This is a genomic window from Pseudomonas sp. LM13 (assembly GCF_041381355.1).
Lineage (GTDB): Bacteria > Pseudomonadota > Gammaproteobacteria > Pseudomonadales > Pseudomonadaceae > Stutzerimonas > Stutzerimonas frequens.
Genome location: NZ_JACBXH010000001.1, coordinates 56,406 through 81,717 on the forward strand (window position 1 = coordinate 56,406; position 25,312 = coordinate 81,717).

The following is a 25,312-nucleotide window of genomic DNA, read 5'->3' on the forward strand; positions in this document are numbered from 1 at the left end:
CTCGTGGCCCTCCTTTGAATTCGGAAACAAAGACGTTCATCACTCAACCTTCCTTGTTTGGCGGCCAGTTGTTGGTGTCGATCTTCGAAGTCCACTTGAGGAACTCCGCCATATCGTCAACTTGCTGCTCGGTCAGATTGAATTGCGGCATCGCCCGGCGTCCGGGGGCGCCGAGTGGCTGAGCCTTCATCCAGGCGTGCAGGAAGGGCTTGAAGGCCTCCTCACCGCCCCGGCGGACGAACACGTTGCCCAGCTCCGGCGCGAAGTAGGCGCCTTCACCCAGCAGGCTGTGGCAGCCGATGCAGTTGTTGTTTTCCCAGACCGCCTTGCCGCGCACCACCGCCTCGGTCATCTCCGATGCATTGGTTCGTTCGGGGAAAGTCTGCTCTGTGTGGTAGGTAAGGCCGAGGAATACCAGGAAGAAGAACACGCTTCCTCCGAAGTAAATATTCCTGGCCATTCCTTTGGTGAAGGTCTCGGACATGGTCGCCTCCTCATGGCTTGGCGTGGCCAGTTTAAGAAGGGGGCTATCGAAACCTGCTTGATGGCAATCAAGAAAAACCCGAACGCAACAGTCAGGCTTTCAAGGGGGATCGAAGGCAGGCCGCAAACCCTTGCGAGGCAAGGGCTCCAGCGGTTTTCATGCGCACCGGCCGGGCATCGGGCCGCTGCGCTACGGGCTTGCGAACCCGGTAGCCGGGGCTGTCGGCGAGGGCGAACGGCAGTACCGGCGCAGGCTCAGGCGCGACGCTGGGCGGCCAGGCGCAGGCCGGTCTTCTTCAGGATGCGACTGGACACCAGCATCTCGTTCGCCCGGCAGGCGCTGCCGAGCAAGGCGCGGATCTGGTTGCGGTAGGCCTCGATGTCACTGGCATCGCGCCCGTGCACCATGGCGAACAGGTTGTAAGGCCAGCCGTCGCGGCGCGGCCGTCGGTAGCAGTGGCTGACGAAGGGCTGCGCGCCGATCAGCGCGCCCAGGCGGTCGATCTCGGCATCGTCGACATCCCACACGGTCATGCCGTTGTGCCGGTAACCCAGCCGGTAGTGGTTGGGCACCGCGGCGATCCGGCGGATCGCCCCCTCGGCCTGCAGGCGCTGCAGCAGCGCCAGGGTGTCGTCCACCTCGAGCCCCAGCTCGGTGGCGAGCCAGGCCCAGGGGTCGGCCACCAGAGGCAGTCCGGCCTCGGTGAGTTCGACCAACCGACGCACCAGCGCTTCGTCAGACGGGGAAGTGCAAACCGACATGATAGGTTTTCTCCTTCGGCAGGTTGAGCACCGTCAGGCCGGTCTGCGCCTCGATGCGGGCGATGGCTTCGGTGACACCCGCAGGCGTCTCGCAACCGAGCACGAACCACATGTTCCACTGGTGCTCACGGCGGTAGTTGTGGGCGACCTCGGGCATCGCCTCGAGCTGCGCGGCAACCTCGTCGAAGCGCGCCTCCGGTACCGCCAGCGCGGCCAGGGTGAAGGCGCCACCGAGGCGCTCGACATCGAACATCGGCCCGAAGCGGGTCAGGGTGCCATCCTCGAGCAACGCCTGGACCCGCTGCCGCAGAGTCTCGGAGCTGCTGCCCAACTCCGTGGCCAGCGCTTCCCATGGCTGGCGGACCAGCGGCAGGCCGTGTTGCAGGCGATTGATCAACAGTCGATCGAAGTCATCCATTGGCGACGTCCGGCAATGGCGGCGCGAAACGTCCGCCACACTGTTTGAAGGCCCGCGTGCTGAACAGCAATTGGTGCGGCACATCGCTCAGACCGTGCTCGGCCAGCAGCCGCTCGATCAGTCCGCAGACCTGTTCACGTTCGCGACCGTGAACCATGCAGAACAGGTTGTAGGGCCACTGTGGCAGGCGCCGTGGCCGCTGGTAACAGAGATTGACCCCGGCGGCCTGGCCCAGGCGGCGGCCGATCGCGTCGACCTGCTCGTCGGGAATATCCATCACCAGCATGGCATTGGCGCGAAACCCCAGCGCCCGGTGTTTCAGCACCAGCCCAACGCGGCGGAACAGCCCGGCCTCCTGCCACTGTTCGACCTGTTCGAGCACCTGTCGCTCGCTGCAGCCGATCTGCTCGGCAAGGCGCTGGTAGGGCCTTGCCGCCAGTGGCAGGCCGGCCTCGAGCAGGCGGCGCAGCTGCATCGCCTGCAAATCGTTGAGGCAGTCGTTCATGACGGTTCTCCCAAGGGAAAGCCCAGATCGATGCGAAACGCGTTGAGCATCGGCAGGTCCAGGGGCACCAGCCCGGTGTCGGCTTCGATCTCGGCGAGCACTCGGTCGATGTGCGCACGGTCCGGCCCGGTCAGCACGAACCAGAGGTTGTAGCGATGCTCGCGCAGATAGTTGTGATTGACCTCGGAGAAGGCACTGATGCGTGCCGCAACCTGCTCCAGCCGCGCTTCGGGCACGGCCAGTGCCACCAGGGTGCTCGCACCGGCTCGGCTGTGTTCGAACACCGGGCCGACGCGCGAAAGCCCGCCGGCGGCCTGCAGCTGTTCGAGGCGGTCCAGCACCTCGTCCTCGCTGCAGCCGAGTTCCTCGGCCATGGCGCGGTAGGGTTCGGCACACAGCGGCATGCCGTGCTGAAAACGGTCGATCAGGCGGCGACTGAGAGCGTCGATGTGCATGTCACAACCCCGTCTCGTGAGCGCGGCTGCTGAAGAAGATGCCGCTCGGGCTCTGTGCCGGCAGGCGCTTGATCAGCTTCAGGCTGTAGGGGTCCCACACCTGGACCTCGTTGCCGTCGCGCACCGACAGCCAGAGCTGGTCGCCACGGGCGGTGAATTCCATATGCAGCACGGCCGGGCCGGGCTCCAGGGTGGCGATGATCTCGTGGGTTTCGCTGTCGATGACCTGCACCTTGCCGTTGTCCGGGTGCGCGAAGTTGACCCAGATCTGCCGCGCATCCGGCCGCGCCATGACGAACACCGGCTGGCCGGCGACGTCGATGGCGTCGGTCTGCTTCCAGCTCTTCGAATCCATCACCAGCACCCGATGCTGGCCGATGGCGGGAACGAAGGTCTGGTCGCCGGCCACCGTCCAGCCCTCCAGGTGGGGCATCTTGTAGACCGGCAGTTTCTCCTGACCGCGGCCGTAACCGTCGACGATCCGCTCGACACCGCGGACGGTGTGCCAGAGGTCGATCTTGGCCATACCGTCCTCGCCGAACAGGCCGGCAATGTAGTAGCGGCCATCAGGGGTCAGCAGCGCATCGTAGGGCTGCTTGCCGACGTTCTCGAACCGCGTGACGGTCGGTGTATCACCCTGGCTGAAATCCAGCAGCCAGGTCTCGTTGGTGTCGAACAGGCTGTAGATGAAGCGTCGGCCAGGGGCGTCGAGCACGCCGACTACCCGCGAATTGCGGCTGCCATCGGCCAGCGGCGTGGCCGGGATGTCGGCGACCAGCTCAAGGGTCTCGGCATCGAATACCTTGACGCCGCCCGGCTCGTAGTTGCCCACCGCGATCAGCCGGCCATCCTGGCTGATCGCCCCGCCGATGCTGTTGCCTCCCTGAACCACACGGCGATCGATGCGCTGGCGCAGCAGGTCGACCTTGGTCAGCCCACCGTCGCGCCCGAACACATAGGCGTAACGCTGATCGCGGGAGAAGACCACCGAGGCATGGGACAGATCGCCCAGCCCTTCGACGCGCGCCAGCTGGCTCTGGTTGCTGCTCTCGATGATCTGCAGGCTGCCGGTGGCGCGCTCGACCACCACGCCGAGGTCACCGGTACCGCGCAGGGGTTGTTGCGCACAGGCGCTGAGCATGGCGGCAGCCGCGAACAGCAGGATCGGGCGAATCATGGCTTTGGATATCCTTGCAGGAGTTGGTCGACCAGCCAGGCGATGTCCTGCTCGTCGAGCAGCGCCTTCCAGCCGGGCATGGCGGTGCCGGGCCGCCCATGGGTGACGGTGGCGATCAGGCTTTCACGGGGTTTGTCGGCCAGTGCCGCGCGAGTCAGTGGCGGGCCGAGCCCACCGGTCATGCGCAGGCCATGGCAGGAGCCGCAATCCTGCAGGAGCAGGTTGTCGAGCTGGGCCTGGCGTTCTGCCGAAGGAGCAGCGGCCAGCGCGACGGGAATCAGGAGGAAGGACGCCAGGGTCAGCCCCAGACGTTTTACGGCGTGTCGGGCAACTGTCATGGCGTCCTCCGGTGCAGCTTACTTCTGACTAAGAATCCACTCGGCGAGGATCTTGGCTTCTTCTTCGGTTACCGGGTTTGGCGGCATCGGGATCGGACCCCATACGCCCTGGCTGCCGTTCTTGATGTGGCCGGCCAGCAGATCGGCAGCGCCGTCCTGCCCTGCGTACTTGGCGGCGACTTCCTTGAACGCCGGGCCTACCAGCTTGGCGTCGATGCTATGGCACGCGGCGCAAGGCTTGCTCTTGAACAGCGCTTCGCCGTCCTGTGCGAACGCCGGCTGCAGGGCCAGCGCGCCGCCAAGGGCGAGCAATGGGAGCAGAATTTTTTTCATGAGTACTTCCTCAAGGCTAATCGGGGGCGGATCTAGAGGCCCGCCCCCAGGTGGACTCAGTAAACGTCGTACTGAGTGTTGTGGACGTTAAATTTACCGGTTGGGGTAATCAACCTTTTGTCCTTGATCACTGTTTTGAGTTCTAGCGTCTTGTCATCTACGACAACAATCGCGGACTCCTCTTCCTGACCATTCCAGACCGAGAACCAGACTTCGTCGCCCGCCTCGTTGTACTCAGGCTGCACCACGCGCTTGGCACCTTCCTTCAGGCCGGCCCACTCGCCGATCGGCAGCACCTTGTAGCCGGCCGCCAGGTTGTTGATGTCGAACACCGCAGCCGACTGGCTGATCTTGGCATCCGGATGGAAGGTGGTGTCCAGGTAAAGGTGCTTGGACTTCGGATGGGTCTTGATGAACAGCGAGCCGCCACCCTGCCCTTTCAGGGTATCGACCACTTTCCAGGCGTTTTCGGGATGCTTCTGCGGATCGGTGCCGATCAGCGAGATGGTCTCGTCGCCCAGATGGCTGGTGGCCCATACCGGTCCGAACTTCGGATGCACGAAGTTGGCGCCACGGCCTGGGTGCGGAATCTTGCCGACATCGACCAGCGCGGCCATCTTGCGCTCTTTCGAGTCGATCACCGCAACTTTGTTGGAGTTGTTCGCTGCCGTCATGAAGTAGCGGTGGCTCACGTCCCAGCCGCCGTCATGCAGGAACGGCGCGGTGCCGATCATGGTGGTGGTCAGGTTGTTGATATCTTCGTAGTTGACCAGCAGGACCTTGCCGGTCTCCTTGACGTTGACGATGAACTCGGGATGTTCGTGGGAGGCGATGATCGCCGCGACGCGCGGTTCCGGGTGGTATTCCTGGGTACCGACGGTCATGCCGCGGGTGGAGACGATCTGCAGCGGCTCGAGGGTCTCGCCATCCATGATGGTGAACTGTGGCGGCCAGTAGTCGCCGGCGATCACGTACTTGTCCTCGTAGCCCTTGTACTTCGAAGTTTCAACCGAGCGGGCCTCGATGCCGACCTTGATTTCAGCGACCTTGACCGGCTCCTTGCCCCACAGGTCGATCATGTCGATTTTGGCATCGCGACCGATGACCAGCAGGTAACGACCCGAAGCGGACATGCGCGAGATATGCACTGCATAACCGGTGTCGATGGTCTTGACGATCTTCTTGCTGTCACCGTCGACGAGGGCGATCTTGCCGTCGTCACGCAGGGTGACGGAGAACAGGTTCGGCAAGTTCAGCTTGTTCATCTGCTTTTTCGGCCGATCTTCCGGCTTGACCAGCACATTCCAGGAATTCTTCATCTCCTTCATCCCCCACTCGGGCGGGGTCGGCGGAGTGTGCTGGATGTACTTGGCCATCAGCGTGATCTGGTCCTTGGTCAGCGCGTTGGACGTCCCCCAGTTCGGCATACCGGCAGGCGAACCATAGGTGATCAGCGCTTCCAGATAGGCCTGGCCACGCTCCTGGGTGATGTCAGGCGTCAGCGGCTTGCCGGTCGCGCCCTTGCGCAGCACACCGTGACAGCCGGCGCAGCGCTGGAAATAGATTTCCTTGGCGTGCTCGAACTCGGCGGAGGTGAGGTCCGGTGCGCCCGGTGAATGCACGACCTGTGCACTGGCCGGATCGACTGCCGACGCTTGCCCCTTATAGGCAGCCTCGGCTTTGTCTTCCGGATTGTTCTGTGCCTGAGCAATGCCCAGAGCGAGTAACGAGAAGCCGGCGACGAATCCAGCCAGTAGTGGTTTTTTCATGCTGTTTCTCCTCTGGAAACGCGGGATGCGCTTCCTGCTCAGGTGACGGCGGTACGGCAGATCCAGTTGTTGTTGATGCACGGGCATCCTATGAGAGCGGCTTTGCGGGTCCGCTTGACGACAATCAAGAGATCCCTCCTCACCCCCTGAGCGTGACGCCTTGTCGCGGGCAAACCTTGCGCTGGGTCTCGCTCCGCCACGCATCCGCAGCGGGCTTGATCGCAATCAAGCTTTGCCGGCAGGCTGCTTGAGCGGCCGGACCCGGATCGGTAGCGTGGCGATCGAGATAACCAACTGCTGCCGTGAGGTATTGCCTGTGAATGCGCTCGAGATCCCAACCGCCGCTGGCACACCGGATGCCCCGTTCTATCAACCACTGGGCAACGAGGAGCAGTTGTTCCAGCAGGCCTGGCAGCACGGCATGCCGGTGCTGATCAAGGGCCCGACCGGCTGCGGCAAGACGCGCTTCGTGCAGCACATGGCGCACCGGCTGAACCTGCCGCTGTACACCGTAGCCTGTCATGACGACCTCTCCGCCGCCGACCTGGTCGGCCGCCATCTGATCGGTGCCCAGGGCACCTGGTGGCAGGACGGACCGCTGACCCGCGCGGTGCGCGAAGGCGGCATCTGCTACCTGGACGAGGTGGTCGAGGCGCGCCAGGACACCGCCGTGGTGCTGCACCCGCTGGCGGACGACCGCCGCGAACTGTTCATCGAGCGCACCGGCGAGGCGCTGAAGGCGCCGCCGGGCTTCATGCTGGTGGTGTCCTACAACCCCGGTTACCAGAACCTGCTCAAGGGCATGAAGCCCAGCACCCGCCAGCGCTTCGTGGCGATGCGCTTCGACTATCCGCCAGCCGCCGAGGAAGAGCGCATCGTCGCCAACGAGGCGCAGGTCGATGCCGCGCTCGCCGCCCAGGTGGTCAAGCTTGGCCAGGCACTGCGTCGGCTGGAGCAGCACGATCTGGAGGAAGTCGCCTCGACCCGCCTGCTGATCTTCACCGCACGCATGATCCGCTCCGGCATGACGCCGCGGCAGGCCTGCCTGGCCTGTCTCGCCGAACCGCTGTCAGATGATCCGCAGACCGTTGCCGCGCTGATGGATGTGGTCGATGTCCACTTCGGCTGAACGCGTCGCCCAGCCGTCCCGGCGCCTGCCGGGTGACCTGGCGATGTGGTTCTTCATCCTCGCCGAGCTGACGGTGTTCGCCATCCTCATCCTGGCGTTCGCGGTCACGCAGATGTTCAACCCGCAGCTGTTCGGCGAAAGCCGCGCGGCACTGGACAGCTCCATCGGCCTGGCGCTGACGCTGAGCCTGTTGACCTCCGGCCTGCTCGCCGCGCTGGCGGTGGAGCAAGTCCGTCAGGCGCGGCAGGGTCGTGCGGCGTTGCTGCTGCTCGCAGCGCTGGCCTCGGCGTGCGTCTACGTGGTGCTCAAGCTCAACGAGTATGGCCACCTGTCCGGGCTCGGCCTGGGGATGGAGCACAACACCTTCTTCACCCTGTACTGGATTCTCACCGGCTTTCATTTCCTCCACGTACTGCTGGGCATGGTGATTCTCGCCTGGCTGGCCGAACGCTGCCGGCGCCGTGCCTACCGGCCGGACGACCACGGCGGCCTGGAATCCGGGGTGCTCTACTGGCACATGGTGGATCTGGTCTGGGTGCTGCTGTTCCCACTGGTCTACGTGCTGAACTGACGAGGTCGTCATGTCCGCTTCCAAGTTGCTGGTCGCCTGCTGGCTCGGCCTGGCCGCGCTTTCAGTTTCCACCGTCGTGCTCGGCAGTGCCGGCGCCACCCTGGCACTGACGGCAGGCGTTCTGCTGGCCGCATTCGGCAAGGCCTGGCTGATCACCGATGGTTTCATGGAACTGCGCCATGCCCCGCCAGCCTGGCGTCTGCTGCTGCTCGGCTGGCCGTTGCTGATGGCCATCGGCGTGCTGCTGACGCTGCTCTGACCAGCGGTACGGCCTGCCCGCCCGGCACCAATAGCCCTGCAACTTTTATTGTTTCTGATCAAGGTCAGCCCTATCTCGCTCGGTGATCCTGCCACTCAAGAGTTGGACGCGCGAGACGGCGCGCCCGGTGTAACACGCTGCCGAAGCGGAGCCGACCATGTTGAGAATCAGCCATTACCTGCGCGCCCTGGCCCGGCCGGCCACGCCCGTACTTGGTGCCCGCAGCGTCAGCGGCAAGCGCCCACCCGTGGTGATCTGGAACCTGCTGCGCCGTTGCAACCTGACCTGCAAGCACTGCTACGCCACCTCCGCCGACAGCGAGTTCCGCGACGAACTGGATACCGCCGAGGCGCTGAAGGTGATCGATGACCTGCACGAAGCCGGTGTGCGTGTGCTGATCCTCTCCGGCGGCGAACCGCTGCTGCGGGCCGACATCTTCCAGCTCGCCGATTACGCTCGCGACAAGGGCTTCTTCGTTGCGCTGTCGACCAACGGCACGCTGATCGACGAGAGCAACATCGAACGCATCGCCGCGGCGCAGTTCGACTACGTCGGCATCAGCATCGACGGCCTCGAGGCGGTGCACGACGAGTGGCGCCAGCTCAAGGGCAGCTTCGCCGCGTCCATGCATGCCATCGACCTGTGCCGCCAGCGCGACATCCGCGTCGGCCTGCGCACCACCCTGACGCAGAACAACTACCCGCAGCTGCCAGCCCTGCTGGCGCTGATGCGCGAACACGATGTGCAGAAGTTCTACCTCTCGCACCTCAACTACAGCGGCCGCGGCAAGCGCAGCCGCAAGGCCGACGCCCATCACCAGATGACCCGCGACGCCATGCGCCAGCTCTTCGAGCAGGCCTGGGACGATGTCCAGCACGGCCGCGAGACCGATTTCGTCAGCGGCAACAACGACGCCGACGCGGTCCTGCTGCTGCAATGGGTCGAGCAGCACCTGCCGGAACATCGCGAGCGCCTGGAAGGCATGCTGCGCGCCTGGGGAGGCAACGCCTCGGGCAGCGGCATCGCCAACATCGACAACATCGGCGACGTACACCCGGACACCTACTGGTGGCAGCACACCGTCGGCAACGTGCGCCGCCAACGCTTCAGCGACATCTGGCTGAACGAGCCGGCGCCGCTGCTGCAGGAGCTGCGCCAGCATCCGCGCGCGGTTGGCGGCCGTTGTGCCGAGTGCCGCTGGCTGTCGATCTGCAATGGCAACACCCGCACCCGCGCCTGGGCGCAGGGCGATCTCTGGGCCGAGGACCCGGGCTGCTACCTCTCCGACGAGGAGATCGGCCTGCCCGCCGTCGAGCGCATTCCCAGCATCGCCATCTGACCGATCAAGCGGCCGACCAAGCGCCGCAGCAACGCACTCCGTAAGCCCGATGAGAATTCAGGAGCACCGCATGGACCAGCCACTCACACTTCCCGCCTCGCTGAGCGCGGCGTTCGCCCCGGGCGAGGTCGCTCTGGTCGGTGCCGGTCCGGGCGATCCCGGGCTGCTCACCTTGCGCGCCTGGAGCCTGCTACAGCAGGCCGACGCGGTGGTCTACGACCGCCTGGTCAGCGACGGCCTGATGGCCCTGCTGCCTACCGCCTGCAGTCGCCATTACGTCGGCAAGACCAGCGGCTACCACAGCCTGCCGCAACCGGAGATCAACCAGCTGCTGGCCGACCTGGCCCTGCAGAACAAGCGCGTGGTACGACTCAAGGGCGGCGACCCGTTCATCTTCGGTCGCGGCGCCGAGGAGCTCGAATTCCTTCTGCAGCGCGGCATCGACTGCCAGGTGGTGCCAGGCATCACCGCCGCGGCCGGTTGCAGCGCCTATGCCGGCATCCCGCTGACCCATCGCGACCTGGCGCATTCCTGCCAGTTCATCACCGGCCACCTGCAGACCAACGGCGAACTGCACCTGCCGTGGGACGCACTGGCCCAGGGCGGCCAGACCCTGGTGTTCTACATGGGCCTGGCCAGCCTCGGCGAGATCTCGCGCAACCTGATCGCCGCCGGCCTGCCGGTGGATACCCCCGCCGCGCTGATCGGCAACGGCACCCGCGAGAACCAGCAGGTGGTGCGCTGCACGCTGCGCCAGCTGCCGGGCATGGCCGACCAGCAGCATCTCACCCCGCCGACCCTGACCGTGATCGGTCGGGTGGTGGGCCTGTTCGCAGATCGTCAGGTTCAGCACCCGGCACATCTGCAAGGTGATCCGATCAAGATTGCGGAGGCCTCATGCAACTGATTCCTGCCCTGCTGCTGGCGGCGGCGTTGCCGGCCGCCACCTTCGTCGCCCTCGACATGGCCGTCGCGGCCCCCTCGTCGACCGACGCCCAGGCGCTCTACCAAACGCATTGCCAGAGCTGTCACGGCGTCAACCGGCTCGGCGGCGCCGGGCCGGCGCTGCTTCCGGAGAGCCTCAGCCGCATCAAGCCGGCCGAAGCCCATGCGGTGATCCGTGACGGCCGCCCGGCGAGCCAGATGGCCGCCTATTCGCAGGTGCTGAACGAAGCGCAGATCGCCGGCCTGGTCGATTACCTCTATCAGCCCTCGGCCGTGCCGCCGACCTGGAACGACGCCGACATCCGCGCCAGCCACCGCATTCTCAAGGACCTCGCCACTCTGCCGACCACCCCGCAGCACGACGCCGACCCGCTCAACCTGTTCGTCGTGGTGGAAGCCGGCAATCACCACGTCCGCGTGCTGGACGGCGATCGTTTCGAGGAATTGGCGAACTTCCAGTCGCACTTCGCCCTGCATGGCGGGCCGAAGTTCTCGCCGGATGGCCGCTTCGTCTACTTTGCCTCCCGCGACGGCTGGGTCAGCGTCTACGACTTGCACAACCTGAGCATGATCGCCGAGGTCCGCGCCGGGCTGAACACGCGCAACCTGGCGGTGAGCAACGACGGCCGCTGGGTGCTGGTGGGCAACTACCTGCCGGGCAATCTGGTGCTGCTCGATGCGCGCGACCTGTCGCTGGTCAAGCACATCCCCGCGGTCGGCCAGGATGGCACGCCTTCACGGGTCAGCGCCGTGTACACCGCACCACCGCGCGACAGCTTCGTGGTCGCGCTGAAAGACGTGAAAGAGGCCTGGGAGCTCTCCTACGCCGGCGAGCCGACCTTCGAACCGCGACGCATCGAGGCCGCCGACTTCCTCGACGACTTCTCCTTCACCCCTGACTACCGCCACCTGCTGGCCACCTCGCGCAAGGCCCACGGCGGCCAGGTGATCGACCTGGATACCGGCAAGGCGGTCACCGATATCCCGCTGCCGGGCATGCCGCACCTGGGCTCGGGCATCTACTGGAAGCGTGACGGCAAGTGGGTGTTCGCCACGCCTAACGTCAGCAAGGGGCTGATCTCGGTGCTCGATCTGCAAACCTGGAAGCTGATCAAGGAGATTCCCACCGAAGGCCCGGGCTTCTTCATGCGCAGCCAGGCCAACTCGCCCTACGCCTGGACCGACGTATTCTTCGGCCCGAACAACGACGCCGTGCACCTGATCGACAAACAGACCCTGGAAGTCGCCCACACCCTGCGCCCGATGCCGGGCAAGAACGCCGCCCACGTCGAATTCACCAACGACGGCCGCTACGCCCTGCTCAGCGTCTGGGACACCGACGGCGCCCTCCTCGTCTACGACGCCAACACGCTGGAGGAGGTCAAACGCATCCCGATGAACAAGCCCTCCGGCAAGTACAACGTCGGCAACAAGATCGAATTCGCCGAAGGCACTTCGCACTGATCGTGAGCGGATCGCCCACCGATTCAAGGTGGGCGCCCCCACGACGGTCACAACCCCCTACAATCATCGGTTCCGTCACGTTCACTGCATTTAAGGTCGACCATGGATATTGATCTCGCCCGCACCTTTCTCGAGATCATTCGCAGCGGCAGCTTCATCGCCACGGCCGAGCGCCTGCACATCACCCAGACGGCCGTCACCGCGCGCATACAGAACCTGGAAAACCAGCTGAGCTGCCGGCTGTTCGTGCGCAATCGCGCCGGGGCGCGGCTGACGGCCGATGGCGAGCGCTTTGCCGCCTATGCCCGCCAGCTGGTGCAGACCTGGGAGGCCGCGCGGCGCGACCTGCCGCTGCCACGCGGTTATGGCGAACTGCTCACGCTCGGCGCCGAGGTGAGCCTGTGCAACCCGCTGATGCTGGCCTGGGTCCAGCGGCTGCGGCAAGCGCTGCCGGGCCACGCCGTGCGACTGGAAGTGGGCAGCGGCGAAGAGCTGCAGAAGAAGCTCGACCTCGGCGTGCTCGACGCCGCGCTGGTACACCAGCCGGAGTACCTGCCCGGTCTGCAGGTCGAACAGCTGCTGGAGGAAAAGCTGATCCAGGTGGTGCAGGCGCAGAATCCAACGCCGTATCTGTACGTGGATTGGGGGCCGGCATTTCGCAAGCAGCATAACCAGGCGCTGCCCGAATACACCCGCGCCGCGCTGTCATTCAGCCTCGGGCCGCTGGCCTTGCAGTATCTGGTGCAATGCGGCGGCCGCGGCTACTTTCGCACCCGCGTGGTCCAGCGCTATCTGGAAGAAGGGCTTCTCAAGCGAGTGGAGCAGGCGCCGGAGTTCAGCTATCCGGTCTACCTGGTGCATGCACGCGCCAGCGAATCGCCCGCGTTGCTCAAGGCCATCGAACTGCTGCGCGAAGTAGCCCTCGACGATTACGACTGGTCCCGCTGGTACTACGATATCTGAGCGTCGCGCCGGACTCGTGGCCGCTCAGTCCGGCAGCTGCTTGAGCCAGTTGCGGTACAGCGCGGCGATCAGATCCGTCTGGGTAATCATGCCGACCAGGCGCTGTTGCGCATCGACCACCGGCAGGCAGTGCAGGCCGCGATCCGAGAGTAGATAAACCAGTTCGACCATGTGCGTATCGGCGGTCACCGAGACCACTGGCGAACTCATGATCGCGCGTAGCTTGGTGCCGCGCAGGAAGTTCAGCTGACCGAAACTGAGCCGCCCCGGCCGCGGGTGGAAGTGCTTGAGCAGGTCCACCTGGGTGACGATGCCGACCAGCCGATGGTCGTCGCCCTGCACCACCGGCAGCGAGCGCAGCCGGTGCACCTGCAGGGTCTGCCAGGCCTGCTCGATGAAGGTATCCGGCGTGTGCCAGTACAGATCGCGTGACATCACGTGCGCCGCGGTGATCTCGCCCATGCTGCGCCGCAGGGCGTGCTTCTCGGTCTGCTTGATCAGTCGTTCGAGGTCGTCACGGGTGACGTCGACATACTCGCCGAATTCCTGCAGCGCCCGGTCAACGTCGTCATGGGTGAAGCTCATGCGCTCGCCCGGCGGCAGGTCGCGGGTGTGATGACTGTTCTCGCGGCTCAGCCGCGGCTTCGGATAGGGATGCCCGGTCAGGTTGTTGTAGACCAGCGCGACCGTCACCAGGAGCGCCGAATAGAACAGCACTGGCCCGACCAGCGCGTAACCCAGCTGATGCAGCTCCGGGCTGCCCACCGCCGCCACCAGCGCCAGCGCGATGCTCGGCGGATGCAGGCAGCGCAGATAGAACAGACAGAGCAGCGACAGGCAAGCCGCCAGCGCCAGCGAGGCGATACTGGGCAAGCCGCTCATGCCCAGACTGATGCCGATCAGCGCCGCCAGCAGATTGCCAACCAGAACCGCCCATGGCTGGGCGAACGGGCTGGACGAGGCGACGAACACCAGCACCGCCGAGGCGCCGGCTGGCCCCATGATCTGCAGGGTCAACGAACTGCCGACCAGCAGATAGCCGCTGCAGAACACCAGCGGCATGACGATGGCGACACCGAGGGCGGCGCGCAGCCACTCTTTCGGCGAGGCATTCAACGGGACGGGGAGGAACGAGCGAATCCAGAGAGAGAAAGAGTCGTGCATTGGTCCTGCTTGGGTCGAAATCAGAGACGCCGCCCGGCGGGCGGTGGAGCGGTCCGTCCGTGGACCTGTTTTGAGCGAGTAGCTACCTGGGCGCTCAGCCGGCCAGCAGCGGCGACGCCTGCGCGACCCGCTCGTCACGGCTGCGGCGCACGGTCAGCCAGGTGTTCAATGCCATCAGCAGCATGCCGCAGGCGAAAATGCCGCCGCCGGCCATGCGCACGATGTAGCCGGGATGGCTGGCTTCCAGCGCCTCGATGAAGGAGTAGGTCAGCGTGCCGTCTTCGTTGACCGCGCGCCACATCAAGCCCTGGGTGATGCCGTTGACCCACATCGAGGCGATGTAGAGCACGGTGCCGATGGTCGCCAGCCAGAAGTGCGCGTTGATCAGGCCGATGCTGTGCATCTGCTCGCGCCCCCACAGCCGTGGAATCAGGTGGTACAGCGAGCCGATGGAGATCATCGCCACCCAGCCCAGCGCCCCGGCGTGTACGTGGCCGATGGTCCAGTCGGTGTAGTGCGACAGCGCGTTGACCGTCTTGATCGCCATCATCGGGCCTTCGAAGGTCGACATGCCGTAGAACGCCAGGGAGACCACCAGAAAGCGCAGGATCGGATCAGTGCGCAACTTATGCCAGGCACCGGAGAGGGTCATCATGCCGTTGATCATGCCGCCCCAGCTCGGCGCCAGCAGGATGATCGACATCACCATGCCCAGGCTCTGCGCCCAGTCCGGCAGCGCGGTGTAGTGCAGATGATGCGGGCCGGCCCAGATGTAGATCGAGATGATCGCCCAGAAATGCACGATGGACAGACGGTACGAGTAGATCGGCCGCCCCGCCTGCTTCGGCACGAAGTAGTACATCATCCCGAGAAAGCCGACCGAGAGGATGAAGCCCACCACGCTGTGCCCGTACCACCACTGCACCATCGCATCGGTGGCGCCCGAATACAGCGAGTAGGACTTGAGCGGCCCCACCGGCACCAGCGCGTGGTTGATGATGTGCACCATGCCGGTGACGATGATGAAGGCGCCGAAAAACCAGTTGCCGACGTAGATGTGGCGGATGCGCCGGCGGGCGATGGTGCCGAAGAACAGATAGGCGTAGAGCACCCAAATCAGCGTCACCCAGAGTGCGATCGGCCACTCCATCTCGGCGTATTCCTTGGACGTGGTGTAGCCCAGCGCGTAGCTGATCGGCATTGCCACGCAGGCTGCCTGCCAGCCCCAGAACACCACGGCGGCCAGCCGATCGGAAATCAGTCGGGCATGGCTGGTGCGCTGGACGATGTAGAAGGACGAGGCGAACAGCGCGCCGCCGCCGAAGGCGAAGATCACCAGATTGGTGTGGATCGGTCGCAGCCGGCCGAAGCTGGTCCAGGGCAGATCGAAGTTCAGCTGCGGCCAGACCAGCTGAGCGGCGATGAAGACGCCGAGGCCCATGCCGAGCACACCCCAGACCAGCGTCATCAGGGTGAACTGGCGCACCACGTGGTAGTTGTAGGCAATCGGTTCGGGACTGTTGTGCAGTTCGCTCATGCTCGCCAGGCGGCCGACGCGGGCGCCCAGGAAACGAACATCGAGATCTGCCAGCGCAGCGCTGGCAATGGTCGACGGACCGGCACGCCGCATCCGCTCGCCGTTCCTCCTGGGATCGGTTCATATCGAGCGCGACGGAATGCCGCGCAGACGGAATGCGTGCGCATTGTCTGCGGCGAGTTAAATGTTATCTAACGAATAGTATTGATCGATAAGCGCAATATTCTTGCACTAAGTCCACCGTGAGGCGGAAACCGCAGCCTGCAGCATCAAGCCGCGCGGCTCGTCCCTTGCTCAAACTGATCGACCACCGCGGTGACGATGCGCATCACCTCCAGGTTGGCGTCCTCCATCTGGCCGAGGTGGCGCAGCGCAGTTTCCAGGGCGTTCTCGGCGAATGCATCCAGCGCCGCCTGCCCCTGGGCGTGCACTGCCGTGTGCGGTCGCTCGATCTGGCGGAAGCAGTCCAGCGCCTGGATATCGCGGTTGCCCTCGCCGTAATACCAGCGACCGAAACGACAGTCGCGCTCGCTCGGCAGCTGCGGAATCGGCTGTGCCTGGTCGCTCAGCAGGTGGTTGTAGACCACGAACTTCAGTGACAGCTCGTCGAGATTGGCCAGTTCAATGCCGGCCCGGAAGGAAGACGCGGCGCTGCTCGCACGCATCGCCCCGGCCAGCTGATAGAGCGTACGCATCGCCTCGACCGCGACCTCGGTGGTTCGGCTGAAGCCCTTGGCGTGGCTGCCCTGCAGCTGGATGTAGTCATGCACGTTGCGGATTTCGGCCTGCACTTCGCCAATCTTGCGCACGATGTCATCGGTCGCCAGCGCAGTCTTTTCCGCCAGGCTGCGAATCTCCCCGGCGACCACCGCAAACCCGCGCCCGGCTTCGCCGGCTCGTGCCGCTTCAATCGCGGCATTCAACGCCAGCAGATTGGTCTGGCTGGCGATACCGCTGATGAGATCGACGATGCCGTTGATCTCCTGCGAGCGCTCGGCAAGGGTATCGACCTTGCGCGAGGCCAGGCCGAGGCCCTCCTCCATCTCGGCGGCCTTGCCCTGCAGCTCGCCGAAATGCTTCTGGTTGCTCAGCGCCGCGGCGGCAACCTCGCCGGCACGGGCCTTGTTGTCGCCCAGCTGCCCGGTGAGAAACTCGAACGACTCGCCGAGATGGGCCACCGAGGTGCTGAAGCGGATCAGCTTTTCCGACACGCCGCGGTAATAGTCGAGCTGCCGCTGGCGTTGCTGACTCGCGGCCTCGGTCGCCTGTAGCTGCTGTTCCAGCGCTGCGACGCGGGCCGACTGCTCGGCGTGGCTGGCCTGCAACGCCTTGAGCTCCTGTTGCAGACGTATCGCGCTGCTTTTCCACTTGAACCACATGCCGGTGCCCTCAGCTGATGGTGTAACCGTTATCTACCACCCAGTCCTGACCGAACACGCCGCGCGCGCCTTGCGAGAGTTGGAACAGGATGACGTTGGCGACCGCCGCGGACTCGAGGAAATGCCCCGGCAGCAGGCGCTTGGTAACGCCATCGGCAACGCCTTCGAGCTGGTCGTCGGTCAGGCCCAACGTGCCCCAGATAGCGGTAGCGGTCGGCCCCGGCGAGACCATGTTGATGCGTACATCCAGCGGCGCGAACTCCACCGCCAGCGTACGCGCCTGCGCCGCCAACGCCGCCTTGCTGGCGATGTAGGCGGCCAGTCCGGGGAAGGTCGAACGGATCAGAAAGGTGCCGACGAACACCACCGAGGCTGGCTTGGCCAACTCGTTACGCATGACCGCGAGGGTATTCAGCGCACCGGCGCCATTGACCGCCCACTGCCGGTCGAAGGCCGCCATGTCGAGGCCATCGGCCAGTTCGGCGATGCCCGCATTGGGCACCAGGTAATGCACGGGGCCGAGCTGGGCCGCGCGCCGGCCCAGCTCGGCCAGGTCTTCGGCCGAAGTGACATCGCCACGCAGCCATTGCAGCTGCTCCGGATGCGTGGCCAACAGCGCCTCGAGACCGCCCAGGCTGCGCGACATCGCCAGCACTTGGGCTCCCCGCTGCAACAGGGCAGCACTCAGTGCCAGGCCGATTCCGGAGCTGGCACCGGTCACGACCGCAAGACGATCCTGAAACTCGCTTTTCATTCATCATCTCCGAGCTCGACACGTGTCGAGTCACAGGCCGCCTCGCCAGAGGCAGCGGTTTTCAAGCTGGTTAGGTGTGGCAGGTGCGACGGCACCTGCCGATTGCGACTTGCGCTGTTAGCCCGGGTGTCCATCCACACGGGGCGCGACCAGCATCGGCGCGTAGCGCCAGACGTAGAGTGCGAAGGCCAATGCCCAGCAGGCCGCCGCCAGCCACAGCCCGGCGACCGGCCAGATGACCGAGAGGAATACCCGCGCTGCCGTACCGAGGTTGAACAGCACGAAGGCCCCGACGATGCCCGCCGGCAACTGCAGCGGCCGACCGGTGTGGCCGAGGGTCACCCGGGCGATCATGGCCAGGATCAAGCCACTCATCGAGCCGACGCTCAGGGCATGCAGCGACGGGCTGGACTGCGCCAGCAGACCGAAATGCCAGAGCGCCAGGCCGAACGCCGCGACCACCAGCCAGAGCATCGCCAGGTGCAACGACCAGAGCAGGCCGACCTTCCAGATGCCCTTGTCATACCAGCGCGCCAGACGCAGCAGATGGCCGGCGCCGATAGCCGCGAACAACAGGCCCAGCACAGGGTGCGGCTGCATGGCGATGCCGACTGCATGCAACAGGGCGATCACACCGGTGCCCACCAGCAGGGCGACATCCAGCCATACCCAGGGCTTGAGCGCCTCGACCTTGCCCAGCCCGCGCTGGGTGAAGAACGGAATCACCCGCCCGCCGATCAGCGCCATCAATGCGGCCACCAGCCAGAGGCCGGCCAGCACGCCCTGGCGCTGCAGGGCATCGCTGCCTTGCAGCAGGCCGCTCAGCACCAGCAGGTCGGCACCGAGCATCAGGCTCAGCACCACCACGATCGGGTAGTTGCGCTTCTGCCGTACCGCCCAGAGCATCTGCGCCATCATCCAGGCCAGGGCCAGCAGGAACAGCAGGTCCAGCGGCGCCAGCCACTCGGCGGGCAGGCCGAACAACCAGCCCAGGCGTGCCGCCAGCCAGAGCAGCGCCAGTCCCATCAGACGGTTGCCGGAGGGCGCGGTCTGCCCGGTCCAGGTCTGTACCGCGGTCAGCAGGAAGCCGGCGACGATCGCCATGGCGAAGCCGAACAGCATTTCGTGACGGTGCCAGGCGAGCCAGCCGCCGGTGGGCTGAAAGCCCGGCCAGAGCCCGGTCCAGGCGGCGACCCAGAGCGGAATTGCCAGCAGCGCATAGACGCTGCCGGCGAGAAAGAAGGGGCGAAACGCGAGCCGCCAGATAGGCGGGATACTCAGGGCTTTTCGCCGGTCGATAACTTGCACGGAAGGCCTCCAGTATTGCCATGTCCCGTAGCGCACAGTCGTGGGCGCAACGGGCAGATGAGCGCTCCAGAAAGCGGGAGCCAGGGTTACTTTCTACAGGGTAGGAGCGCTCGGCAGACTTGATTGCGATCAGCTTTTTTCCGAGGCGGCGGAAAAGTGACATGCGGCGCCGAAGACCGGCTCGAAGATGCACCATTGCGGTGCAAGGCGGCCATGCGGCCGCGCGGGAAAGCGAAGCTGACCTGCAAGCGCGGACAGGCGCGCCGGCAGGTCTCGGATCGGCGACCGGGTGGACCGGCGCCGCAGGAAGGCAGACGCTTACTTGAGTTCCTGCTTCACCGTCTCACTGCTCGCGGTCGTTTCACCGTCGCTCACCGACTTGCGAAAACCGCTGATCGCGCTGCCCAGGTCGGAGCCCAGACCGCGCAGGCGCTTGGTGCCGAACAGCATGACGACGATCAGAAGAATGATCAGAAGTTGCCAGACGCTGATACCCATCATTGTGCTTACCTCGGATGTAGCGGAATTGATCGCGGCTCAGTGACCCGCGTGTGCATTGTGTCGATCGGCCGGCATGTGCTCGTGCATGCCGCCATGCTGCATGCTCGCCGCCTCCTGCAGCAGCGCCTGATCGATCTGATCGAAACGCAGCACGCGGCCACCGTGTTCCTCGGCCAGACGCTTGGCCGCCTGCTCGTCGGCGAAGGTCGCCAACGATGCCCCCATGGCCCCCTTGAGCGACGTGCCGACCACATAGTAGGCGCTGGTTGCGTCGATCAGGTGACTGTCATCCGGTTTTTCCCAAACGCTGCGGCCCATGTCGTGCACGTACAGCTTGGCGTCGAGCAGGCGGTTTTCCGGCTGCAACCACCAGCCGAGCATCTCGGCGGTGGAACAGAACTTCTTCACCCCACCCTTCTCCACCGCCTGGCCCTTGGGCCCGGGGAAGTCGCTGATGATCATGCCGCAGACATGGCATTCGTCGCTGTCGTGGAAGGCCACCGGGTCCAGCGCCTGCTCGACCTCTTCCTTCTCGCCGCAGCCGGCCAGGCCGACAGCAAGCAGCAGAGCGAGGAAGGTTCCGGCGCCGATGCGATGCGGTGCGTTCATAGAGGGATTTCCTTTTTGATTCATGAATTCAGGCCAGCCGACGGCGGAAGATGCCGTAGGCCAGCAACAGCGAAACGCCGACCCAGGCCAGCAAACAGAGCCAGAGCACCGCGCCCGGCACCGGCAGGTCGGCACCGAGCGAGAGCACGCCCATGGCGCTGCCGCTGCCCTCGAAGCCGGACAGATTGATCAGGCGGTAGATGTCGGTGGGGTTTAGCAGCAGCAGCCAGGGCAGCAGTTCCGGGTTGAACTTGCCTTCGCTGAGCACCAGCAGCGCAAGCAAGACCAGATCGAACACCAGCACGAAGAGAAACCACACCCCGAGCGCCAGCCCGGCGGCGCTGGACTTCTCATTGACCTTGCCGCTGAGCACGTAGGCGAAGGCGAGGAACACCCAGCCGAGCAGCGTCGAGGAGATCATGAAGCGGCCGAACGCCCAGAACAGCATGCCGAGCTCGACGCCTTCGACCAGCACGGCGATGGCCAGCGCCGCGCAGCCGAAGCCGATCAGCACCGCCAGGGCGAGGATCAGCCCGTGACCGACGAACTTGCCGAGCAGGATCTGCCCGCGCCCCAACGGATAGGTCAGCAGCAGCATCAGCGTGCCGCCCTCGTCCTCGCCGACGATGGCGTCATAGGCAAGCAGCAACGCGATCAGCGGCATCAGAAAGGTGGCCAGACTGGCCAGGCTGGCGATGGTCGCCGGAATCGAGGTGAAGCCGAGCTGGCCGGACGCCGCAGCGCCGAGCCAGGCGATGCCCACCGCAAGCACGGCGAAGAGCAGGCTGATGGCGAGCAGCCAGCGGTTGCGCAGGCCGTCGCTGAGTTCCTTGCGGGCGATGTTCCAGACCTGGTTCATGGGCGACCCTCCTGGGCGCGTACGTCACCGGCGCGCTCCATGTAATAGCGGTAGAGGTCTTCCAGCGACGGCTGGTGGATCTCGATGTCCTCCGGCTCGCTCTCGCCGAGCAGCTGGCGCAGCAGCACCAGCTTGTGGCCATTGATCGCAACCACTTCCAGACTCGTTTCGCTGAGGCCACGGGCGCTGTGCCCGGCATCGGTCCAGCGCTGCAGCCAACTGTCGCGCTCGCTGATGCCGCTGGCGCGGATGCGCACCGGCAGCCCGGCCTCGGCACGCAGTTGCGACAGGCTGCCGACCGCCTGCAAGCGACCCTTGGCGAGGATCGCCGCGCGGTTGATGTGCGCCTCGACGCCCGGCAGTACGTGGGAGCAGAGGATGATGCTGGTGCCACGCTGACGCAGGCGGTCGATCAGCTGGTAGAGATCCTGCGTGGCGATCGGATCGAGGCCCACGGTCGGCTCGTCGAGCAGCAGCAGGCGCGGTTCGCCGAGCAGCGCCTGGGCCAGGCCGAGGCGCTGGCGCATGCCCTTGGAATAGGTCTTCACCCGGCGGTCGGCGGCATGGGCCAGGCCGACCTGCTCGAGCAGCTCGCCTACCTGGCTCAGGGCTGCGCCCTTCAGGCGAGCGAAATGGCGCAGGGTTTCGCGGCCGCTCAACTGCGGATAGAAGGTGACGTTCTCCGGCAGATAGCCGAGCTGACGGCGCACCTGCGGATCGTTCGGCGCGCGGCCGAGGACTTTCACCTGGCCCTCGCTCGGCGCGAGCAGGCCGAGAATCAGCTTCATGCTGGTGGTCTTGCCGGCGCCGTTATGGCCGAACAGCCCGAGCACCTCGCCCTCACCGAGGTTCAGGTTCAGATCGTGCAGCACGGTCATACTGCCGTAACGCTGGCTTACGCCCTGGATCTCGACGGCATTCATGACGTTGGTTCCTGCTTTTCGGTTAGGAGTTCTTCAGTCGGCAGCTTCATCAGCGGATGGCTGTCCTGCACGCCCGGCGACTTGACCACCGGGAAGGCCCGCTGCACCCAGCGCAGCACTTCGATGCTCGGGCTGTTCATCAGCAGGCGCACCTGCGGGTAGAGCCAGAGCAGGCGGTCGACGTTGTCGTTGGGTTCGTAGGCGACATCGCCCAGCCCGTCGTCATTGCGGTCCCAGCCCAGGTAATCGCTCCAGTAGTTGCCACGGCCGTCCACCGACCATTCCTGGGTGCGGGTCGCCACGTATTTGACCTGCTGCTGGTTGCCGACGAAGGCGTTGCCGGAAATGCGGTTGTCTTCGGAGCCGGCGGTCAGGTGGATGCCCAGCGAGCTCTTCTCGAAGTGGTTGTTCTCGATGGTGTTGAACAGCGAGTTGTAGATGAACAGCGCCTTGCCCTCGCCGCCGCTGATCATGCTGTCACCACCGGTATCGCCACGCTGCACGTCGCTGACGAAGTTGCCGGTGATAGTCGAATAGGTGATGTAGTTCATCAGGATGCCGTAGTTCTGATCCTGCTCGGAGCGGTTGCCCGTGACGATCAGCTTGCGGCTCTGCATCAGCGCGTAACCGGTGCGGGTACGGCGGGTGACGTTGTCGATCACGCTGTTGTCGTTGGCGAACATGTAATGCACGCCATAGCGCAGATCCTCGAGGACGTTGGCCTCCAGGTGGTTGCCGTTGGAGGTGTCGATGTAGATGCCATCGCGGACGTCACGTACCCGATTGCCGACGATGCGTGCACCGTTCACCGCGAACAGGTGAATGCCGTTGCCGCGGTCCTGCGAGCGAATGCCCACCTCGCCGACGATCTCGTTGCCGATCACCTGCACGTTGGCGGCGCCATCGACGAACACGCCGAAGCCCGGCCCCTGCATACGGTTGTTCTGGATCAGGGCCCGCGGCGCGGCTGGCAGGACGAACACCGCCGAATCCATGGCCGTGAGGTCGGAGCCCCAGTCGCGCAGCGTGCAGCCGTCGACGAGCACGTCGGGCGCGCTGATGAGCAGGCTGCTGCCCTGCCCTTGCGACTGGATGGTCGCACCCGGCTCGCAACGCAGCTGCATGGGTTGCTCGATGGTGAACTGCCCCTGATATTCCCCGGCAGGCAGGCGCCAGCGGTTCTCACCGTCGGGCTGCAGCGGCAGGGTGGTGATCGACTGCGGTGCCGCCTGAGCCGCTCCGCCGAATAAAAGCAGCAGCATGACTGCTGTGGGGTATCGCGAGAAAAAACCAGCCTGAGCTTTGAACACTGCGTTTTGACCTTCTTCAGCTTGCAGGCGAACGGCGGTTGCCGGAAGGGTCGCGGCGGCATGCCGAAACCCTTCGCGGATTGCGACGCCATCGCCCGACCGCAAACGGGCGATGGCTGGAGCCGCTTACGCGGGCTCGACCATCATGCGGCCGACCATTTCCATGTGCAGCGCGTGGCAGAACCAGCTGCAGTAGTACCAGTGCAGCCCCGGCTTGTCAGCGATGAAGGTGATGGAAGAGGTCTGTTGCGGGCTGATCTCCATGCTCGCACCGTGATTGACCATGACGAAACCGTGGGACACGTCTTCGATCTGGTCGATGTTGGTGATGGTCACGGTGACTTCGTCGCCCTGCTTGACGGTGAACTCCTGCACCCCGAACGCCGGCGCCATGGAGGTCATGTACACGCGCACCTTGTTGCCGTCGCGGATGACCTTGTTGTCGGTCTCCAGGTTGATGCCATCCTTCTTCGCCCTTTCCACGGTCGGCGCGAAGAACGGATCGTTGCGGTCCCAGAGCTTCTTCGGCTTGATCTGGTCGCGACGGGCCATGATGCAGTCGTGCGGCTCGGCATAGGTCGGGCCGTCATGCACCAGCTTCATTTCCTCACCGGAGATGTCGATCAGCTGGTCGTTTTCCGGGTGCAGCGGGCCGGTCGGCAGGAAGCGGTCCTTGCCGAACTTGCACAGCGCGACCAGCCACTTGCCATCGGCTTCGCTGGTTTCGCAGAGCGAGGCATGGATGTGGCCCGGCTGGTAGTGCACGTCGAGCTTCTGCTTGATGTAGTTGACCTTCTCGCCCTTGTAGGCGCGAACCGCATCGGCCATGTTCCACTTGACCACTTGGCTGTCGATAAACACGGTGGTGTAGGCGTTGCCGCGACCGTCGAAGGTGGTGTGCAGCGGGCCGAGGCCCAGTTCCACTTCGGCGGCGATGGTGTCACGCGGATCGGCCAGTTTGTCGGCGAACAGGTCAGGCAGTTTGGCGATTTCGATCATCGACACGGTCGGCGAGAGCTTGCCGTTGGCGATGAAGTACTTGCCATCGGAAGAGGTGTTCAGGCCGTGCGGGTTCTTCGGCACCGGGATATAGCGGGTGAACTGGCTGTCCTTCTCGGCCTTCTTGCGGCCGTCGAGCACCGGCACCTTGGAGTCGCCAAGGGTGATGAACTTGCCGGCCTTGACCGCCTTCTCCGCCGCCTCGATATCGAATACCACGACCCAGTCGCGCTCGTTGCGCATCATGCCGCCGAGGTCGTAGGCCTTTTCCGAGTTGTAGCAGGTGGCAGCGGTGAAGCGGCCGGTGTAGTCGGCGTCGGTGTTGTCGAGGTTGCCGTCGACGATGATCTGGAAGGCCATCTCCATCTTTTCGGCGTCGATGACGTTGTACATGGTGTAGCTGTTTTCATCCTGCAGATCGAAGACCTTGCCGTCGTTCGGGTGCGGGATGACGAATTCGGCGTTGGCGAACACGTACTTGGTGTGCGGCACCTTCTGCAGACGCAGGCCGTGGATGGCCTGGCAGTTCGGCACGGTGATCATCTTGTCGCACTTCATGATATCCAGGCGGATACGAGCGACGCGGGTGTTGGCCTTGTCGTTGATGAACAGGTACTTGCCGTCGTACTTGCCGTCGGTCATGGAGATGTGCGGGTGGTGGCAGTCGCCGTTGAGGAACTTGGCGCTGTCGCCCATGATCGCGCGGCTTTCGTTGGTCAGGCCCCAGCCGGTGGCGGAGTCGACGTTGAACACCGGGATGCGCATCAGTTCGCGCATCGACGGGACGCCCATCACGCGCACTTCGCCCTGGTGGCCGCCGCTCCAGAAGCCGTAGTAGTCGTCCAGTTCGCCTGGCGCGACGTAGATGTTCTGCCGCGCTTCCTTGACCGCTGCGGCCCAGGACTCGCGGCTCATCACTGCGCCACCGAAGGCGGTGGCCGCAACGGCTGCGCCGGTAACCGCGCTGGCGCCGAGGAAGCCACGACGGCTCATGCCGCCCTTCTCCAGCACCTCGGGATTGTTCTTGCTCTTGTCACTCATGGGGTTTCGCTCCTTTGG

General features: G+C 64.9%; 27 protein-coding genes and 1 pseudogene. 7 read left to right on the plus strand and 21 right to left on the minus strand.

Annotation, left to right across the window (positions count from 1 at the left end; translation table 11 throughout):
• Positions 1–43: 43 nt before the first annotated feature.
• The 9 genes from HZR81_RS00250 to HZR81_RS00290 form a co-directional block, all read right to left on the minus strand.
• Positions 44–484, minus strand: coding sequence for a c-type cytochrome (locus tag HZR81_RS00250; protein WP_011914545.1), 441 nt, complete (start codon positions 482–484; stop codon positions 44–46).
• A gap of 254 nt (positions 485–738) precedes the next feature.
• Positions 739–1,245 carry a siroheme decarboxylase subunit beta gene (gene ahbB, locus HZR81_RS00255; RefSeq protein WP_437207800.1) on the minus strand — a complete coding sequence of 169 codons (507 nt, stop codon included), beginning with the start codon at positions 1,243–1,245 and terminating at the stop codon, positions 739–741.
• Entirely contained in the window at positions 1,220–1,663 is a 444-nt protein-coding gene (locus tag HZR81_RS00260; protein ID WP_003293325.1) for an Lrp/AsnC family transcriptional regulator, read from the minus strand. The genes ahbB (HZR81_RS00255) and HZR81_RS00260 overlap by 26 nt, the downstream gene beginning before the upstream one ends.
• Positions 1,656–2,168, minus strand: a complete 513-nt coding sequence (ahbB, locus tag HZR81_RS00265; RefSeq protein ID WP_102838616.1) for a siroheme decarboxylase subunit beta — start codon at positions 2,166–2,168, stop codon at positions 1,656–1,658. The genes HZR81_RS00260 and ahbB (HZR81_RS00265) overlap by 8 nt, the downstream gene beginning before the upstream one ends.
• Complete coding sequence (locus tag HZR81_RS00270) at positions 2,165–2,623, minus strand: AsnC family transcriptional regulator (RefSeq protein WP_013983978.1); 459 nt, start codon at positions 2,621–2,623, stop codon at positions 2,165–2,167. The genes ahbB (HZR81_RS00265) and HZR81_RS00270 overlap by 4 nt, the downstream gene beginning before the upstream one ends.
• 1 nt (position 2,624) lies before the next feature.
• The gene (locus tag HZR81_RS00275) at positions 2,625–3,800 is read right to left on the minus strand and encodes a cytochrome D1 domain-containing protein (protein ID WP_013983979.1); all 1,176 of its coding nucleotides are present in this window, start codon (positions 3,798–3,800) and stop codon (positions 2,625–2,627) included.
• A complete protein-coding gene (locus HZR81_RS00280) occupies positions 3,797–4,138 on the minus strand; it encodes a c-type cytochrome (protein ID WP_011914551.1) in 342 nt (113 codons plus the stop codon). Before HZR81_RS00280 ends, HZR81_RS00275 begins: the two co-directional genes overlap by 4 nt.
• Before the next feature lie 18 nt (positions 4,139–4,156).
• Positions 4,157–4,471: a c-type cytochrome gene (locus HZR81_RS00285; protein WP_013983980.1), complete on the minus strand. Its 315-nt coding sequence runs from the start codon at positions 4,469–4,471 to the stop codon at positions 4,157–4,159.
• Positions 4,472–4,527: 56 nt separating this feature from the next.
• The gene (locus tag HZR81_RS00290; protein WP_283259156.1) at positions 4,528–6,240 is read right to left on the minus strand and encodes a cytochrome D1 domain-containing protein; all 1,713 of its coding nucleotides are present in this window, start codon (positions 6,238–6,240) and stop codon (positions 4,528–4,530) included.
• Between the two features lie 316 nt (positions 6,241–6,556).
• Here HZR81_RS00290 and HZR81_RS00295 point away from each other — a divergent pair, with 316 nt between their 5' ends.
• From HZR81_RS00295 to HZR81_RS00325, 7 genes are all read left to right on the plus strand, one after another.
• Complete coding sequence (locus HZR81_RS00295; protein WP_041771999.1) at positions 6,557–7,369, plus strand: CbbQ/NirQ/NorQ/GpvN family protein; 813 nt, start codon at positions 6,557–6,559, stop codon at positions 7,367–7,369.
• Positions 7,353–7,940, plus strand: coding sequence for a cytochrome c oxidase subunit 3 (locus HZR81_RS00300; RefSeq protein WP_500127026.1), 588 nt, complete (start codon positions 7,353–7,355; stop codon positions 7,938–7,940). Before HZR81_RS00295 ends, HZR81_RS00300 begins: the two co-directional genes overlap by 17 nt.
• A gap of 10 nt (positions 7,941–7,950) precedes the next feature.
• On the plus strand, positions 7,951–8,199 hold the full coding sequence (locus HZR81_RS00305) for a cytochrome C oxidase subunit IV family protein (RefSeq protein ID WP_013983984.1): 249 nt from the start codon (positions 7,951–7,953) through the stop codon (positions 8,197–8,199).
• Between the two features lie 157 nt (positions 8,200–8,356).
• Positions 8,357–9,538 carry a heme d1 biosynthesis radical SAM protein NirJ gene (gene nirJ / locus HZR81_RS00310; protein WP_500127027.1) on the plus strand — a complete coding sequence of 394 codons (1,182 nt, stop codon included), beginning with the start codon at positions 8,357–8,359 and terminating at the stop codon, positions 9,536–9,538.
• A 70-nt stretch (positions 9,539–9,608) separates the two neighbouring features.
• Positions 9,609–10,445, plus strand: a complete 837-nt coding sequence (gene cobA / locus HZR81_RS00315) for a uroporphyrinogen-III C-methyltransferase (RefSeq protein WP_500127028.1) — start codon at positions 9,609–9,611, stop codon at positions 10,443–10,445.
• Positions 10,436–11,947: a cytochrome D1 domain-containing protein gene (locus tag HZR81_RS00320; RefSeq protein ID WP_500127029.1), complete on the plus strand. Its 1,512-nt coding sequence runs from the start codon at positions 10,436–10,438 to the stop codon at positions 11,945–11,947. The genes cobA and HZR81_RS00320 overlap by 10 nt, the downstream gene beginning before the upstream one ends.
• 102 nt (positions 11,948–12,049) lie before the next feature.
• The gene (locus HZR81_RS00325) at positions 12,050–12,910 is read left to right on the plus strand and encodes a LysR family transcriptional regulator (protein WP_013983988.1); all 861 of its coding nucleotides are present in this window, start codon (positions 12,050–12,052) and stop codon (positions 12,908–12,910) included.
• Positions 12,911–12,934: 24 nt separating this feature from the next.
• Here HZR81_RS00325 and HZR81_RS00330 read toward each other — a convergent pair whose 3' ends face one another.
• The 12 genes and pseudogenes from HZR81_RS00330 to nosZ all read right to left on the minus strand — a co-directional run bounded on the left by HZR81_RS00330 (position 12,935) and on the right by nosZ (position 25,294).
• Positions 12,935–14,074 carry an HPP family protein gene (locus HZR81_RS00330; RefSeq protein ID WP_230357686.1) on the minus strand — a complete coding sequence of 380 codons (1,140 nt, stop codon included), beginning with the start codon at positions 14,072–14,074 and terminating at the stop codon, positions 12,935–12,937.
• A 94-nt stretch (positions 14,075–14,168) separates the two neighbouring features.
• Positions 14,169–15,611 (minus strand): cytochrome-c oxidase, cbb3-type subunit I, encoded by a 1,443-nt coding sequence (gene ccoN, locus HZR81_RS00335; protein ID WP_500127249.1) that lies wholly within the window; start codon positions 15,609–15,611, stop codon positions 14,169–14,171.
• Positions 15,612–15,880: 269 nt separating this feature from the next.
• Positions 15,881–16,306, minus strand: coding sequence for a CZB domain-containing protein (locus tag HZR81_RS00340; protein WP_500127250.1), 426 nt, complete (start codon positions 16,304–16,306; stop codon positions 15,881–15,883).
• A 42-nt stretch (positions 16,307–16,348) separates the two neighbouring features.
• Positions 16,349–16,615, minus strand: a pseudogene (locus HZR81_RS00345) (methyl-accepting chemotaxis protein); the annotation flags it as partial.
• Positions 16,616–17,000: 385 nt separating this feature from the next.
• The gene (locus HZR81_RS00350; RefSeq protein WP_500127030.1) at positions 17,001–17,744 is read right to left on the minus strand and encodes an SDR family NAD(P)-dependent oxidoreductase; all 744 of its coding nucleotides are present in this window, start codon (positions 17,742–17,744) and stop codon (positions 17,001–17,003) included.
• Between the two features lie 117 nt (positions 17,745–17,861).
• A complete protein-coding gene (locus HZR81_RS00355; protein WP_500127031.1) occupies positions 17,862–19,052 on the minus strand; it encodes an NnrS family protein in 1,191 nt (396 codons plus the stop codon).
• 318 nt (positions 19,053–19,370) lie between these two features.
• Positions 19,371–19,553 carry a twin-arginine translocase TatA/TatE family subunit gene (tatA, locus tag HZR81_RS00360; RefSeq protein ID WP_014597691.1) on the minus strand — a complete coding sequence of 61 codons (183 nt, stop codon included), beginning with the start codon at positions 19,551–19,553 and terminating at the stop codon, positions 19,371–19,373.
• Between the two features lie 36 nt (positions 19,554–19,589).
• Positions 19,590–20,162, minus strand: a complete 573-nt coding sequence (locus HZR81_RS00365; protein WP_500127032.1) for a nitrous oxide reductase accessory protein NosL — start codon at positions 20,160–20,162, stop codon at positions 19,590–19,592.
• 28 nt (positions 20,163–20,190) lie between these two features.
• Entirely contained in the window at positions 20,191–21,021 is an 831-nt protein-coding gene (locus tag HZR81_RS00370) for an ABC transporter permease (RefSeq protein ID WP_279641561.1), read from the minus strand.
• Positions 21,018–21,944 carry an ABC transporter ATP-binding protein gene (locus HZR81_RS00375; protein WP_125866974.1) on the minus strand — a complete coding sequence of 309 codons (927 nt, stop codon included), beginning with the start codon at positions 21,942–21,944 and terminating at the stop codon, positions 21,018–21,020. Before HZR81_RS00375 ends, HZR81_RS00370 begins: the two co-directional genes overlap by 4 nt.
• Complete coding sequence (locus tag HZR81_RS00380; protein WP_125866975.1) at positions 21,941–23,254, minus strand: nitrous oxide reductase family maturation protein NosD; 1,314 nt, start codon at positions 23,252–23,254, stop codon at positions 21,941–21,943. The genes HZR81_RS00375 and HZR81_RS00380 overlap by 4 nt, the downstream gene beginning before the upstream one ends.
• Before the next feature lie 126 nt (positions 23,255–23,380).
• Complete coding sequence (nosZ, locus tag HZR81_RS00385) at positions 23,381–25,294, minus strand: TAT-dependent nitrous-oxide reductase (RefSeq protein ID WP_046621477.1); 1,914 nt, start codon at positions 25,292–25,294, stop codon at positions 23,381–23,383.
• Between the last annotated feature and the right edge of the window lie 18 nt (positions 25,295–25,312).

Bases quoted from the DNA above. Each gene is read 5' to 3' on its own strand.
- HZR81_RS00325 (WP_013983988.1), top strand. From the start codon at position 12,050: ATGGATATTGATCTCGCCCGCACCTTTCTCGAGATCATTCGCAGCGGC.
- HZR81_RS00250 (WP_011914545.1), bottom strand. From the start codon at position 484: ATGTCCGAGACCTTCACCAAAGGAATGGCCAGGAATATTTACTTCGGA.
- HZR81_RS00290 (WP_283259156.1), bottom strand. From the start codon at position 6,240: ATGAAAAAACCACTACTGGCTGGATTCGTCGCCGGCTTCTCGTTACTC.
- HZR81_RS00375 (WP_125866974.1), bottom strand. From the start codon at position 21,944: ATGAATGCCGTCGAGATCCAGGGCGTAAGCCAGCGTTACGGCAGTATG.
- HZR81_RS00280 (WP_011914551.1), bottom strand. From the start codon at position 4,138: ATGACAGTTGCCCGACACGCCGTAAAACGTCTGGGGCTGACCCTGGCG.
- HZR81_RS00285 (WP_013983980.1), bottom strand. From the start codon at position 4,471: ATGAAAAAAATTCTGCTCCCATTGCTCGCCCTTGGCGGCGCGCTGGCC.
- HZR81_RS00330 (WP_230357686.1), bottom strand. From the start codon at position 14,074: ATGCACGACTCTTTCTCTCTCTGGATTCGCTCGTTCCTCCCCGTCCCG.
- HZR81_RS00260 (WP_003293325.1), bottom strand. From the start codon at position 1,663: ATGGATGACTTCGATCGACTGTTGATCAATCGCCTGCAACACGGCCTG.
- HZR81_RS00270 (WP_013983978.1), bottom strand. From the start codon at position 2,623: ATGCACATCGACGCTCTCAGTCGCCGCCTGATCGACCGTTTTCAGCAC.
- cobA (WP_500127028.1), top strand. From the start codon at position 9,609: ATGGACCAGCCACTCACACTTCCCGCCTCGCTGAGCGCGGCGTTCGCC.
- HZR81_RS00340 (WP_500127250.1), bottom strand. From the start codon at position 16,306: ATGCGTACGCTCTATCAGCTGGCCGGGGCGATGCGTGCGAGCAGCGCC.
- HZR81_RS00320 (WP_500127029.1), top strand. From the start codon at position 10,436: ATGCAACTGATTCCTGCCCTGCTGCTGGCGGCGGCGTTGCCGGCCGCC.
- HZR81_RS00275 (WP_013983979.1), bottom strand. From the start codon at position 3,800: ATGATTCGCCCGATCCTGCTGTTCGCGGCTGCCGCCATGCTCAGCGCC.
- HZR81_RS00370 (WP_279641561.1), bottom strand. From the start codon at position 21,021: ATGAACCAGGTCTGGAACATCGCCCGCAAGGAACTCAGCGACGGCCTG.
- HZR81_RS00365 (WP_500127032.1), bottom strand. From the start codon at position 20,162: ATGAACGCACCGCATCGCATCGGCGCCGGAACCTTCCTCGCTCTGCTG.
- nirJ (WP_500127027.1), top strand. From the start codon at position 8,357: ATGTTGAGAATCAGCCATTACCTGCGCGCCCTGGCCCGGCCGGCCACG.
- tatA (WP_014597691.1), bottom strand. From the start codon at position 19,553: ATGATGGGTATCAGCGTCTGGCAACTTCTGATCATTCTTCTGATCGTC.
- nosZ (WP_046621477.1), bottom strand. From the start codon at position 25,294: ATGAGTGACAAGAGCAAGAACAATCCCGAGGTGCTGGAGAAGGGCGGC.
- HZR81_RS00300 (WP_500127026.1), top strand. From the start codon at position 7,353: ATGTCCACTTCGGCTGAACGCGTCGCCCAGCCGTCCCGGCGCCTGCCG.
- ahbB (WP_437207800.1), bottom strand. From the start codon at position 1,245: ATGTCGGTTTGCACTTCCCCGTCTGACGAAGCGCTGGTGCGTCGGTTG.
- HZR81_RS00305 (WP_013983984.1), top strand. From the start codon at position 7,951: ATGTCCGCTTCCAAGTTGCTGGTCGCCTGCTGGCTCGGCCTGGCCGCG.
- ahbB (WP_102838616.1), bottom strand. From the start codon at position 2,168: ATGAACGACTGCCTCAACGATTTGCAGGCGATGCAGCTGCGCCGCCTG.
- ccoN (WP_500127249.1), bottom strand. From the start codon at position 15,611: ATGAGCGAACTGCACAACAGTCCCGAACCGATTGCCTACAACTACCAC.
- HZR81_RS00350 (WP_500127030.1), bottom strand. From the start codon at position 17,744: ATGAAAAGCGAGTTTCAGGATCGTCTTGCGGTCGTGACCGGTGCCAGC.